At 65.0% G+C, this 13,975-nt stretch carries 8 protein-coding genes; 3 read left to right on the top strand and 5 right to left on the bottom strand.

Translation table 11 applies throughout. The annotated features are described in order from the left end of the window. Position 1: 1 nt before the first annotated feature. The gene (locus PQR08_RS14125; protein ID WP_187608076.1) at positions 2–919 is read right to left on the bottom strand and encodes a MinD/ParA family ATP-binding protein; all 918 of its coding nucleotides are present in this window, start codon (positions 917–919) and stop codon (positions 2–4) included. Continuing rightward, complete coding sequence (gene flhF, locus PQR08_RS14120; protein WP_238209361.1) at positions 912–2,714, bottom strand: flagellar biosynthesis GTPase FlhF; 1,803 nt, start codon at positions 2,712–2,714, stop codon at positions 912–914. The genes PQR08_RS14125 and flhF overlap by 8 nt, the downstream gene beginning before the upstream one ends. Positions 2,715–3,025: 311 nt before the next feature. On the opposite strand from flhF, the gene PQR08_RS14115 reads away from it, so the two are divergent. From PQR08_RS14115 to PQR08_RS14105, 3 genes are all read left to right on the top strand, one after another. After that, entirely contained in the window at positions 3,026–4,732 is a 1,707-nt protein-coding gene (locus tag PQR08_RS14115) for a thiamine pyrophosphate-binding protein (RefSeq protein ID WP_408161544.1), read from the top strand. 78 nt (positions 4,733–4,810) lie between these two features. Further along, positions 4,811–5,074: a PepSY domain-containing protein gene (locus PQR08_RS14110; protein ID WP_035499328.1), complete on the top strand. Its 264-nt coding sequence runs from the start codon at positions 4,811–4,813 to the stop codon at positions 5,072–5,074. 2 nt (positions 5,075–5,076) lie between these two features. After that, positions 5,077–5,616: a cytochrome b/b6 domain-containing protein gene (locus PQR08_RS14105; RefSeq protein ID WP_408161542.1), complete on the top strand. Its 540-nt coding sequence runs from the start codon at positions 5,077–5,079 to the stop codon at positions 5,614–5,616. 41 nt (positions 5,617–5,657) lie between these two features. On the opposite strand, the gene PQR08_RS14100 is transcribed toward PQR08_RS14105, so the two are convergent. The 3 genes from PQR08_RS14100 to PQR08_RS14090 form a co-directional block, all read right to left on the bottom strand. Continuing rightward, a complete protein-coding gene (locus tag PQR08_RS14100) occupies positions 5,658–6,806 on the bottom strand; it encodes a branched-chain amino acid ABC transporter substrate-binding protein (RefSeq protein ID WP_187608080.1) in 1,149 nt (382 codons plus the stop codon). A 100-nt stretch (positions 6,807–6,906) separates the two neighbouring features. Next, the gene (putA, locus tag PQR08_RS14095; RefSeq protein WP_408161540.1) at positions 6,907–10,839 is read right to left on the bottom strand and encodes a trifunctional transcriptional regulator/proline dehydrogenase/L-glutamate gamma-semialdehyde dehydrogenase; all 3,933 of its coding nucleotides are present in this window, start codon (positions 10,837–10,839) and stop codon (positions 6,907–6,909) included. Positions 10,840–11,311: 472 nt separating this feature from the next. Further along, positions 11,312–13,558 (bottom strand): primosomal protein N', encoded by a 2,247-nt coding sequence (locus PQR08_RS14090; protein ID WP_408161538.1) that lies wholly within the window; start codon positions 13,556–13,558, stop codon positions 11,312–11,314. Between the last annotated feature and the right edge of the window lie 417 nt (positions 13,559–13,975).

Here is a 13,975-nt window from a genome sequence, read left to right as displayed (position 1 = left end):
ATCACATCGACGCCGTGCTGCTCATTGCAAAGTCGTGAAGCGCGGCCACACGATGCGCCGCCTCCCGCCCGCCCTGTTCAGAGTCGCCAACCGGAATTCGCGCGTCTGGCTGGCCGTTCGCCGCGCGCATGTACGGCGCGGGGCGCATCGGCCAGTGGAGGAGCTCCGCCGCGATCGCGCGGTAGTCGCGTGCCGCGGCCGTGGCCGGGAACGCTTCGACTGCGCAGCGTGAGAGTTCCTTTGCCCGAGCGACGCGCGCATCCTCGGACACATACCCTGCCTGCACGAGCGACACGGCCAGATACCGGCTCGCGACGCCCGACAGGTTGTCGAACGCGACCGCCGCGTCAGCCGGGTTCTGCACGTGATTGATGAGCACGCGGAACTGGCCGATCGCATGGGCGTAGTGCAGGCGCTTCATGCACGCATACGCCTCGGTGATCGCCGACGCGGCCACCCGCGTCACGATGAGAAAGTCATGCGCCTGTGCCGCGAGCGTCGACAGCGCGCCGTGACGGTCCAGTTGCGCATCGATCAAAACGATGTCGGCCGGACCATCGAGCAATGCGCGGCACTGCGCGGCGTCGTGGCTGATGCGCTCGTCGCGCGGTGCGGCGATCTGCGAGAAGCCGAACGGCGTGCGCTCGACGACATCGGCGAGCGCGCGGCGGCCGGACATCACCGCGGCGAGCGTGCCTGCATCGGACAAACCCAGCATGCGGCTCACCGATCCCGCGTCCTGATGCTCGTCGATCACGAGCACATCCTTGCCGTGCACGGACAGCGCCGCGCCGAGATTCACCACCGCCGACGTGCACCCGATGCCCGCCGGCCCGCCCGCAACCGCCACCACGCGCGAACCGGCACGCGTGAGCAGCCGTCGCAGACCTTCCGCCTGGTCGAGCACGAACTTATCCAAAGTGCACCCCATGCAGTTCGGTCGTGGCGCGCGCGGACAATGCGGAGAGCAGCGCCGGCACTTCTTCGTCCTGCGGCACGAACGGCGAGCCGTCGCGGGGAATGCAGAATGCGCTCTTGATGAGAAAACGCTTGGTCGCGACGTACAGGTTCTCCGGCACCTTCTGGCCGGTCGACACGTAATGCACCGGCAGCTTGTAGCGGATGACCGTATCGAGCACGCCGCCGAGATTCGTCGCTTCGTCGAGCTTGGTCAGGATGCAGCCCGCGAGCGGCGGCTGATCCGCGGCGCTCTTGTATGCCTGCACGACTTCGTTGAGCGTGTCGCCGTGGCTCGTCGCGTTGAGCAGCAGGATGCGCTGCACCGGATGACCCGCGCCGCACAGCATCGCGATCTGATCCGAGACCATGCGGTCGCGCTGGCTCATGCCGATCGTGTCGATCAGCACGATATGTTTGTTGCGCAGCTCGGAAAGCGCGAGCTGCAGGTCGGCGGCGTCCTTCACCGCGTGAACCGACACGCCGAGAATCTTGCCGAAGATGCGCAGTTGCTCGTGCGCGCCGATCCGGTAGCTGTCGGTCGTAAGCAGCGCGACCTTGCTCGCGCCGAAGCGCATCACGCAGCGCGCCGCGAGCTTCGCGGTGGTCGTCGTCTTGCCGACGCCCGTCGGGCCCATCAGCGCGAACACGCCGCCGCGTTCCATCAGCGCATCTTCGCTATCCATCACCGGGATGTTCGATTCGAGCACTTCCTGCACCCATTCGAGCGCGCCTTCCACGCTTTCCATCTCCGGCATGTTGTCCACCATCATGCGGACGAGTTGCGCGGAGAAACCGGCGGCGAAGAGACGCTTGGTCAGCGCGCCGCCCGTCGGGTTGCGGCGCTGGCGCTCGCCCCAGAGCAGACCGGAGAAGTGCTCTTCCATCATCGAGCGCATCGACGAAAGCTCGTTCATCACCGTTTCGTTGACGACCTGCTCCATGCGTGCGCGGATCGCTTCCGTCACGACCGCCGCCGCGTTCGCCGGCAGACCTTCGAAGGCGCCTTCCTGCGCAGCCGGCGCGGTGCTCGCCGCCGGTGCTTCGGCGTGCGGCGCGCTCGCGTTGATCTTCTGCGCGGCGCGGCGTGCGGCGACCTGCGCGGCTTCGCGTGCCCAGTCGGGCGTTTCGACCTTCGATTGAACGCGCGCCTGAGCGATGGCTTCCGCGCGGTTCGCTTGCGCATGCGCTTGCTGGCGAATCGCGTACTTGCCTGCTTCCGGCGTTCTGTCGGCGCGCGTCTCTTGCGCGGCGACAGGAACCGGCACGCCCATACCGCGAGCGATCGCGGCGGACGCCGTCAGCGGTCGGTTCGACGGCATCGTCGCCTGCTGCGCGATGCGCTTCGCGTGCTCGATCAGCCACGGATTCGAGTCGGCCATCGTGCGCGGCGCTTCTTCGTCGGATGCGGCTTCGTGTTCGTGCGCGAAATCGTCTTCATCGTCGGCGTCGGTGTTTGCGCCGAAGACCGACGAAAACACGTCGCCGCTCGCGTAGGGATTCGCGGCGGATTGCTTAGCCGGCAGCGCGGCGGCCGCGGCAGCCAGCGCGGCGCGCGACGAGCCCGCCGAGCGCACGGCCTGTTCCTTCGCGGCCGGCGAGATCGACGCGATATCGCTGTCCGCGACGCCGACGATCTCCACGGAACCATCATCCAGCGTGCGATTGGACAGCACCACGGCATCGGGGCCGAGCGCTTCACGAACCTGGCGCAATGCGTCGCGGCTGTTCGCGCCGATGAATTTACGAATGTTCAAACTTGCCCCCGATGAGGTGAAACTGCGATCTTTGCGAGGCGGACCCGCTTGGCTCGTTGCCGTGTCCGCTTTTCAGTGAAGCCATTATTGCGAACTCCACCCTTTCTCCATCGCTGGATAAGGGGCGAGAAAAAGGGGTATTTCGGCTGATGGAAATGCCGCGGGCGGCGCGAACAGGTCGCGCGCGCCGGGAAAAAATTCCGCTTTGCTTCTGGCCGCGTGCTCGCCCGACGGCGTAAGCTTTAGGGCAATTCGCTCACGGTCCGGCCCGCATCCACGACGGTCCGGACACTCACAGGAGAGTTCTTCGCATGGCGTCCGCTGTCCCCTCCGCGCAATCCGCTTCTCCCGACAATCAAACTACCGGCGCGCGTCTTCTCGTCGATGCGCTCGTGCATCACGGCGTCGAGCGCGTGTTCTGCGTGCCCGGCGAGAGCTTTCTCGCCGTGCTCGATTCCCTGCACGACGAAACCTCGCAGATTCAGACGATCGTCTGCCGCCACGAGGCGGGCGCGGCGAACATGGCCGAAGCGGTCGGCAAGCTGACGGGCAAACCGGGCGTCGCGATCGTCACGCGCGGGCCGGGCGCGACGCACGCGTCGATCGGCGTGCACACCGCGTTTCAGGATTCGACGCCGATGATCCTGCTCATCGGCCAATGCGCGCGGGATCACATGGACCGCGAGGCGTTTCAGGAAATCGACTATCGGCGCATGTTCGGGCAGATGGCGAAATGGGTCGCGCAGATCGACGATCCGCGCCGCGTGCCGGAGTACATGAGCCACGCGTTTCACACAGCGACCTCGGGCCGTCCGGGTCCGGTCGTGCTCGCGCTGCCCGAAGACATGCTGACCGAAGCGGTCGCCGCAGCGCCGCCCGCGCCGCGTTATCAGCGCGTGGCGGCATCGCCGTCGGCGGCGCAGATCGACCGGTTGCGCGAACTGCTCGCCAGCGCGAAGAAGCCGTTCGTGATCGCGGGCGGCAGCGGCTGGACGCTCGAGGCGACGCAGGACTTCGCGCGCTTCGTCGAGCAATGGCGGTTGCCGGTGGGCTGCGCATTCCGCTATCAGGACACGCTGTCGAACGAGCATCCGAACTATGCGGGCGATGTCGGCCTCGGCATCAATCCGGCGCTCGCCGCGCGCGTGCGCGATGCCGACGTGCTCTTCGTGCTCGGCCCGCGCATGGGCGAATCGACGACGGGCGGCTACACGCTGCTCGACATTCCGAAGACGAAGCAGACGCTCATCCACGTGCATCAGGGCGCGGAGGAGCTCGGGCGCGTGTACAGCGCCGATCTGCCGATCGTCTCGGGCATGCCGGAAATCGCGTCGATGCTCGCGGCGCTGACGCCGCCCGCGAATATCGCGTGGAATGGCGAGGCCGAGGCCGCGCACGCCGCGTATCTCGAATGGCGCACGCCGCGCCCGATGCTCGGCGATGTCCAGCTCGGCGAAATCATGCGCCAGCTCGCGGAAACGATTCCCGCCGATTCGATCCTCACGAACGGCGCGGGGAATTACGCGACCTGGCTGCATCGGCACTATTCGTATCGGCATTTCCGGTCGCAGTGCGCGCCGACGAGCGGGGCGATGGGTTACGGCGTGCCCGCCGCGATCGCCGCGAAGTCGCTTTATCCGGACCGCACGGTGATCGCCTTCGCGGGCGACGGCTGCTTCATGATGTCGAGTCAGGAACTCGCCACGGCGATGCAATATGAATTGCCGGTGATTTTCATCGTCGTGAACAACGCGCAGTACGGAACGATCCGCATGCACCAGGAGCGGCATTACCCGAATCGCGTGCATGGGACGGGGCTGACGAATCCGGATTTCGTCGCGTTTGCGCGCGCGTTCGGCGCGCACGGCGAACTCGTCGAAACGACGGATCAGTTCATGCCTGCATTCGAACGCGCCCGGAATTCCGGCCTGCCCGCGTTGATCGAGATCCGCATTCCGCAGGATCAGAGCACGCCGGGCGCGACACTCGAACAAATTCGCCGGCAAGGACAGCGCTAAGAGACAAACTTTCAATCTTCTTGCAGACCGCTCCCGGTGGCAGTAGAGTAGCCAGTTCGAAAACACAGGGAGTTAGCGATGCTTAAGATTCTGGCGTTGTCATTGGCGTTGGGCTTTTCGGGCGCGGCTTTCGCGAAGGCCGACTGCACCGCGCATCCGAAGAGCGAGTGGATGAAGGAATCGGATGCCAAGGCTCAACTCGAGTCGCAAGGCTACAAGATTCGCAAGTTCAAGGTCGATGGCAACTGCTATGAGATCTACGGCCACGACAAGAACGGCAAGAAGGTCGAGATCTATTACGACACGAAGACGCTGGCTGTCGTGAAGTCGGAAGTCGAGTAAGCGTGACGGACTTTGCCCGCGTGAAAGTCTGGGACGCGTGGGTGCGGCTCACGCATTGGGCCGTGTCGGGCATCGTCTTGTGGAATCTGTTCGGGCCGACGGATTCCACGCATCGTTTGCTTGGATATGTCGCGGCGGCGCTCGTTGTCGCGCGTATCTTGTGGGGTTTCATCGGCTCGCGTCACGCGCGATTTTCCGCGTGGTGGCCGACGCGTTCGCATCTCTCCGACTATCTGAAATCGCTTGCGAACGGCAAGCCGATGCATCACGTTTCGCACAATCCGCTCGGCGGATTGATGGCGCTGTTTCTCTGGTTTCTGATACTCGCGCTCGCGGTGTCAGGCTGGATCATGAGGCTCGATGCGTTCTGGGGTGAGGACTGGCCGCAGGAGGTTCATACGTGGCTGTCGATTGCGGTCGAGGTTTGCGTATGCGTGCATGTCGCGGCGGCGGTGCTGATGAGCGTGTGGACGCGGGAGAATCTTATTCGCGCGATGGTGACGGGCCACAAACGCGACGCCGAAAACAAAAAAGCCTCGTGACCTGAATCACGAGGCTTTCTTTTTAGCTCAACCCGCAGCTCTTACTTCCCGCCCACGCTCTGCAACGTCGTCCACTTCCCGCCGACGACCTTGTACAGCGTGATGCCGCCGTTCTTCAGATCGCCCTTCGAGTCGTACGACAGGTGCTTAGCCGTCACGCCCTGCATGTCGGTTTTCGCGAGGAACGGCAGGTACTTCGCCGGGTCCGTCGAATTGGCCGCCTTCATCGCGTTGAACATCGCCATCGCGCCATCGTAGGCGTACGGCGAGTAGGTCTGCACGTCTTCGTTGAAGCGCTTCTTGTACTTCGCTTCGTAGTCCGCGCCGCCCGGCATTTCGTTCATCGGCAGGCCGGCGAGCGATGCCACCGTGCCTTCGGCCGCGTCACCCGCGATCTTGACGAAGGTGTCCGTCTTCACCATTTCGCCCGCCATCAGCGGCGCGCGGAAGCCGAGCGTCTTCATCTGCTTGACCATCGGGCCGGCTTGCGAATCCGCGCCGCCGTAGTACACGAGGTCCGGGTTCATCGACTTGATCTTGGTCAGAATCGCCTTGAAGTCGACAGCCTTGTCGTTCGTGAATTCACGGTCGACGATCGTGCCGCCCGCCGCCTTCGCCGCCTTCTCGAACTGGTCGGCGAGACCCTGGCCGTATGCCGTGCGGTCATCGACGATCGCGATCTTCTTGACCTTCAGGTTCTTCACCGCGAACTCGCCCGCGACCGAGCCTTGCTGCGTGTCGGAGGTCATCATGCGGAAGGCCGTCTTGAAGCCTTGGGTGGTGTATTCGGGCGCCGTCGCCATCGCGATTTCGGGGATGCCCGCGTTCGCGTAGATGCGCGATGCCGGGATCGTCGTGCCCGAATTGAAGTGGCCGAGCATGCCCTTGATACCGTCATCGACGAGGCGCTGCGCGACGGTCGTGCCCGTGCGCGGGTCGGCCTGGTCGTCGGCCGAGTTCAGCACGATGCGAACCGGCTTGCCGCCGATCGTCGGCTTCGTGGCGTTGAAATCTTCGACAGCGAGCGTGATGCCGTTCTGCATGTCCTTGCCGTAGTGCGCCTGCGCACCGGTCAGCGGTCCGGCGTAACCGACCTTCACGTCCTCGGCTTGCTGTGCGAATGCGGTCCCCGCGAGCGACAGGCCGGCGAGCGTCATGGCTGCTGCCAGCTTGGTCATCGTTTGCTTCATAGCTTCTCCTGGTTCCAGTGTGGATGGCAGCTTGTGCCGGGATCGCCGTGCCTGCTGCCGCTTGTTTGAATTCGTTTGAATCGAGCGCTCGAGGGGTGTCTCAACCGATCGTCATCAAATTCGCATTGCCGCCCGCCGCCGCCGTGTTCACGCTCACCGAGCGTTCCGTCAGCAGACGTTCGAGCGCGTAGTCTTCGCCATCGTGGCCAGCGTCGGCGAACGCTCCCGCAGCCACGCCCTGCACCGATACGATCGGTCCCGCGCGCTTCCCGACTTCCTTCACGAGCGACAGCAGTTCATCGCTGTCGCCTTCGAACAGAACGGCGTCGAAGTCCTCCGCCGCTCGGCGCACCTGGACATATGGCTTCAGCGATGCCGGTAGCGACGCCGCCAGTTGCTCGCCCGCCGATCCGCTGAACAACGCGCGGTTGCCCGTCGCGAGCGCGGCGGCCAGTTGCGCGCGCGCGCCGCTCGATGTCGCCGCCACGCACAGCACCGTGCCGCGCGCGCCGAGCGTGTACGTGTTGCGCTCGCCCGTCGGGCCGTTCAGAACTGCCGTCGCGCCTGCCATCACATGCTGCAGATAGCCATCGCAGCGCGCGGCCGTCTGCGGATCGCGTTCGCCGATCGCCCAGTCGCGCAACGCGGTGAGCGCCGCTGTGGGCGTGTCCTTCGACGCGGTTTGATCGACCACGAGCGTGCTCGCGAGCGACTTCGGCAGACCGGTCGGGCGTTTCGCCAGCAGGCGCTGCAAGTACAGCGCGCCGCCCGCCTTCGGACCCGTGCCCGACAAACCTTCGCCGCCGAACGGCTGCACGCCGACCACCGCGCCGATCACGTTACGGTTCACGTAGATGTTGCCCACATGCGCCCGCGCGATCACATGCGCGATGGTTTCGTCGATACGCGTATGGATGCCGAGCGTAAGGCCATAACCCGTCGAGCGAATTTGGTCGAGGAGTTTATCAAGGTTCGATCGGCGATAACGCACCACATGCAGCACCGGGCCGAACACTTCGCGCTTGAGCTCGTCGATGCTGTCGAGTTCGATGAGCGTCGGCGGCACGAACGTGCCTTGCGCGCACGCGTCCGGCAGCGGCAGTTGCGTGACGTTGCGGCCCTTGTCGCGCATCCCGGCGATATGCGCGTCGATGCCGCGCTTCGCGTCCGCATCGATCACCGGGCCGACGTCCGCCGAGAGACGATCCGGATTGCCCACCGCAAGCTGCTTCATTGCGCCGGTCAGCATTTCGAGCGTGCGATCGGCGACGTCGTCCTGCAGGCACAACACGCGCAGCGCCGAGCAGCGCTGGCCGGCCGAGTCGAACGACGATTGCAGCACGTCCGCGACGACCTGCTCCGCGAGCGCCGACGAATCGACGATCATCGCGTTCTGGCCGCCGGTTTCGGCGATCAGCGGAATCGGACGGCCGTCCGGGTCGAGGCGCTCGGACAGCGTCTTGTTGATGAGGCGGGCGACTTCCGTCGAGCCGGTGAACATGACGGCGCGCGTGCGCGGATCGGCGACCAAAGCCGCGCCGACCGTTTCGCCGTTACCCGGCAGCAGTTGCACCGCGCCCGCGGGCACGCCCGATTCGCGCAGAATGCGCACGGCTTGCGCGGCGATCAGCGGCGTTTGTTCGGCGGGCTTCGCGAGCACCGGATTGCCGGCCGCGAGCGCAGCGGCGACCTGACCCATGAAGATCGCGAGCGGGAAGTTCCACGGGCTGATACACACGACCGGACCGAGCGGACGATGTGTATCGTTCGAAAATTCGGCGCGTATCTGCGACGCGTAGTAACGCAGAAAATCGATGGCCTCGCGAATCTCCGCGATCGCGTTCGGCAAGGACTTGCCCGCTTCGCGCACGACGAGGCCCATCAGCGTGTGCATCTGCGCTTCGAGCAGATCAGCGGCGCGCGCGAGGCAATCGGCGCGGTCTTCGACGGGCGTCGCCTGCCAGATCGGCGCGGCGGCCACGGCGTTGGCGATCGCTGCGCTCACCTGTTCCGGCGATGCTTCCACGACCGTGCCGACGATATCGCGCAGGTCCGACGGATTGCGCACGTCACGCGCCGGCTTGCCGTTCTCGATGATCGTGCCGCCTTCCAGCATCGGTTCGGCGCGCCAAGGATGATGCGCGCTCGCGAGCAACGCCGACGACAGCGACGCCAGCCGATGCTCGTTCGACAGATCGAGGCCCATCGAGTTGAAGCGCTCGTTGCCGTACAACTGACGCGGCAGCGGAATCTTCGCGTGCGGCGCGCCGAGCGGCGTGATCTCCTGCGCTTCGTCGATCGGATCGCGCACGAGCTCCTTCACCGGAATGGATTCATCGGCGATGCGGTTCACGAACGACGTGTTCGCGCCGTTCTCCAGCAGGCGGCGCACGAGATACGCGAGCAGCGTCTCGTGCGTGCCGACCGGCGCATACACGCGGCACGGACGATTCAGCTTGTCGCGGCCGGTCACTTCTTCGTAGAGCGGCTCGCCCATGCCGTGCAGGCACTGGAATTCGTACTGGCCGGGATAGTAGTTCTGTCCCGCGAGGTGATAGATCGCGGACAGCGTGAACGCGTTGTGCGTCGCGAATTGCGGATAGACGGCATCCGGCGCGCCGAGCAGCTTCTTCGCGCACGCGAGATACGAGATGTCCGTGTAGATCTTGCGCGTGTAGACCGGATAGCCTTCGAGGCCATCGACTTGCGCGCGCTTGATTTCCGTATCCCAGTACGCGCCCTTCACGAGGCGAATCATCAAGCGATGGCGGCTGCGGCGCGCGAGATCGATCAGATAGTCGATCACGAACGGGCAGCGCTTCTGATAACCCTGCACTACGAAACCGATGCCGTTCCAGCCCGCCAGTTCCGGATCGAAGCACAGCGCTTCGAGCAGGTCGAGCGAGATTTCGAGGCGATCGGCTTCCTCGGCGTCGATGTTCAAGCCGATGTCATAGCGCCGCGCCAGTTGCGCGAGCGAGCGCACGCGCGGCAGCAACTCGGTCATCGTGCGTTCCTGCTGCGAGCGCGAGTAACGCGGATGCAGCGCGGAAAGCTTGATCGAGATGCCCGGGCCTTCGTAGATGCCGCGCCCGCCCGCTGCCTTGCCGATCGCGTGGATCGCCTGCTCGTAGGACGCGTAGTAGCGCTGCGCGTCTTCTTCCGTCGTCGCGGCTTCGCCGAGCATGTCGTAGGAATAGCGGAAACCGCGCGCCTCGTACTTGCGGCTGTTCGCGAGCGCTTCGGAAATCGTCTCGCCGGTGACGAACTGCTCGCCCATCAGGCGCATCGCCATGTCGACGCCCTTGCGGATCAGCGGTTCGCCGCCGCGGCCGATCAGACGCGTGAGCGCGGAGGACAGGCCCGCTTCGCTGTTGGTCGTCACGAGCTTGCCGGTGATCATCAGGCCCCACGTCGCCGCGTTCACGAACAGCGACGGCGCCTGGCCCATGTGCGATTTCCAGTCGCCCTTGCTGATCTTGTCGCGGATCAGCGCGTCGCGCGTGGCGCGGTCCGGAATGCGCAGGAGCGCTTCGGCGAGGCACATCAGCGCGACGCCTTCCTGGCTCGACAGCGAGAACTCGTGGATCAGCCCTTCGACGCCGCCGCCCGAGCTTTTCGCCCGCAGCGCTTCGACGAGCTTCGTCGCGAGCTTTTCGGTTTCGGCGGCGACGGTCGCGGGCAGGCGCGCCTGGCCGATCAGGAACGGCACGCACTCCGGCTCCGGCCGGCGATACGCAGCCGTGATCGCCGCGCGCAGCACGGATTGCGGCTGCACGTTCTGCGCGAAATCGAGGAAAGGATGCGGCGCGCCGTCTTCGTCGCCATCGACGGGCGTGGTATCGGCCAATTCGGACGAGCCGTTCGCGCCCGACAGCTCAGGCGGGAGCTGACCGTGTTCGATGCGCTCCAGATAAGCGAAGATCGCCTGCTTGATCAGCCAGTGTGGAGTGCGCTCGAGGCGCGTCGCGGCATCTTTGAGCCGGGAACGCAGCAGATCGTCGACTTTGACGCCTAGGGTTGTGCTCGCCATATTTCCTTCGTTTGCCGGTCGTGCCCAACCCGGCCCATGACTAAAAAGTTGGCGAATCGTACTCCGCTGATTTAAAAGGTGCAACCGAGATTTTCGCTAGGGTTGCACCACAATGAAACCCTTATGGAACAAGGCTTTGAGCAGCGCACCGCCGGCTATCGGTTGGCGCCTGTCGCCTAGTAGTTTCCCTAGTCGGGAATTTTCGAGACACGCCCTACGTAAATCCTTTAACGCCGCCGATATAAACGCAATGCGCCGCCCACGGCGCTGCCTTCGCCGTCAGCGCACGGCGACTTCGGGGAGAGCACGAGCATGAGCACTTGGATGGTGGTAACCGGCGTTTGGGCGATGGTCGCAGTCTGCGTCGTGCTGTTCGTTCGGGGCGCGTCGCCGCACGTTCGCCGATCCGATGACGCTTCCGACCGGGGTGGCCGGGCCGCGCGCGACGTAGTCTGACGCGCCTTTTATCGACTCAAACGTCCAGCGGATCGACTTCGACGTTCCATCGCAGTACGCCCTTGAGCGAGCGCAGCGCCGGTTGCCACGCGCGCAACGACGCCTGCAACGCCGCTCGCGACGCACTTTCGAGCAGCAGTTGCGCCCGATGGACATTGAACACTTTGACGATGGTAAGCGGCACCGCATCGTAGACGGTCACGCGATCCGCGCCGGGTAAAGGTGCGAACGCCGCCGCCGCATCCTCCAGAAACTTGAGCGCGGCTTCGAGCGTGCGGCCTTCGGCACGCAACATCGCCTGATAGACGAACGGCGGCAGGCGCGCGTCGCGCCGCTCGGCGAGCGTCGAGTTGGCGAAACCCACATAGTCTTGCCGAGAAAGCGCCTGATACAGCGCGTGACGCGGATAGCGTGTCTGAATCATCACTTCGCCTGGCAAGCCCGCCCGTCCCGCGCGGCCGCTCACCTGCGTCAATTGAGCGAAGAGCCGCTCGCTCGCGCGAAAGTCGTGCGAGAAGAGCGCGGTGTCGGCGTTGAGCACGCCGACGAGCGTCACACGCCGGAAGTCGTGGCCCTTCGCGATCATCTGCGTACCGACGAGAATATCGACCTCGCCCGCGTGAACATCGGAGAAGAGCGCTTGCGCACTACCCTTGCGGCGCGTGCTGTCGGCGTCGATGCGCAGCACGCGCGCGCCCGGCACCACGCTCGCTAGCGTTTCCTCGACGCGCTGCGTGCCGCGGCCCATCGGCGCGATATCGATGTTGCCGCAGTCAGGGCACGACTTCGGAATGCGCGATTCCCAACCGCAGTGATGGCAGCGCAGCGCCCGCTCGGGCTTGTGCAGCACGGCGTAGGCGCTGCAGCGCGGACAGCCCGCGACCCATCCACAGGCGTCGCAAGAGAGAATTGGCGCATAGCCGCGCCGATTCAGAAAGACGAGACTCTGTTCGCCACGCTCGACGCGCGTTTTCAGCGCGGCGATGAGCGGACCCGCGAGCCCTTCGACCGATGCGCGGCCGCGTCGTCTTTCCTCTTCCAGATCGATGAGCTTCACGGTCGGCAACGCCGCTTCGGCGACGGCCCGGCGCGTAAGCGTCAATCGCGTGTAGCGGCCCTGCTCCGCCTGCCACCAGGTTTCGAGCGACGGCGTCGCCGAGCCGAGCACGACGGGAATATCGAGCTGTTTTGCACGATAGATCGCCAGATCGCGCGCCGAGTAGCGCAGACCCTCCTGCTGCTTGTAGGCAGGATCGTGCTCTTCATCGACGACGATCATCGCCAGTTGCGGCATCGACGCGAGAATCGCGAGACGCGTGCCGAGCACGATGCGCGCGCTGCCCGTGTGCGCCGCCAGCCAGTTGCGCGCGCGCTCGCCTTCGGCGAGACCGCTGTGCATCGTGACGATGGAACCGTCAGCGAGCGCCGAAAAACGCGCGCGGAACGCGGCTTCGAACTGCGGCGTCAGGTTGATTTCGGGAACGAGAACGAGCGCTTGCGCGTCCGGCCGGGCGGCGAGCAAAACGGCGAGCGCATGCAGATAGACCTCGGTTTTGCCGCTGCCCGTGACGCCGTGGAGCAAGAACGGCGCGAAGCCTTGCGCGCCGGAAATCGCATCGACGGCATCGCGTTGTTCGTCAGTCAGCACCGGCAGCGGCGCGGCGCCGGTCGGGAGCACTTGCGCAGTCGCATCCGACTCGACGGTTTGTGTCGTCGCCGTCTCGATCCAGCCGCGCGCGAGCCAGTCATCGAAAGTCACGCTCGCTTTGGGATGCAGCGCGCGGGCATCGGAAAGAGCGAGGAACGGCTGCTCCGCGAGCGCTTCGGCCAGACGGCGCAGGGCGCTGGCGCGCACGGGCAACGCGTCGGGAAGTTGCGCGCGTCCCTCCGGCAAAAGCCGGTAGCGCGGCTCCACGGCGAAAAGTCGATTCCAGCGCGAGGCGTCGCGCAACGCCTGAGGCAGCGCGGGCAGCGCGACTTCGCCGAGTCCACGCTGGTAGTAATCGGCAGCGAAAGCCGCAAGCGCGATCCAGGCGTCGGACAGCGGCGCGCAGCCGTCGCAGATTGCGCTAACGGCGCGCAGTTTTTCGGCGGGCACGTCGCTTGAATGGGCGATTTCGCAGATCAGCCCGACGACCTCGCGTCGCCCGAACGGCACCTGCACCAGCATGCCGACCGCAGGCGCGTCCGGCAGCGCATAGCGGTAGTCGAACAGCACGGGCATCGGCTGATCGACGGCGACGCGCACGAAAAGGCCAGTCACCGCGCACGACCCCGCGTACAACGGTCCGACACTGGAATCTGCTTGAACGGGGCGAAGTTAAAGTGAAACATCAGAATCGTCTGTAAACCGCCGATTATTTTTGGATTTCCGATGCTTTCCACAGGCCTGTGGATAACTTTGTTGAGAAGTGCGTTCGACGTCGCCGCAAACAATGTCACGAAACCCTTATGTGCGCTGGCCCACATTTCGGGCAAAGCTCTCGAAATTTCTTAAAAATCATAGGGTTGAAGCATACATAGAGACACGTTATTGGTTGCTGGAGGCCATACGTCTGATGGCGCGCCGCAGCGAACGAAATGTGCATAAGTTCAGTCTTGACATCGAGGAACGCCGCCTGAGATGGGCGATGCGGACGAAATGTTCCAGCCCTCGATTGCCGATTCCGAAGCGCCGACA

This window comes from Caballeronia jiangsuensis (assembly GCF_046030135.1).
GTDB lineage: Bacteria > Pseudomonadota > Gammaproteobacteria > Burkholderiales > Burkholderiaceae > Caballeronia > Caballeronia jiangsuensis.
Note: the sequence above shows the minus strand (reverse complement) of the source record. Positions and strands in the feature narration are given on the sequence as shown.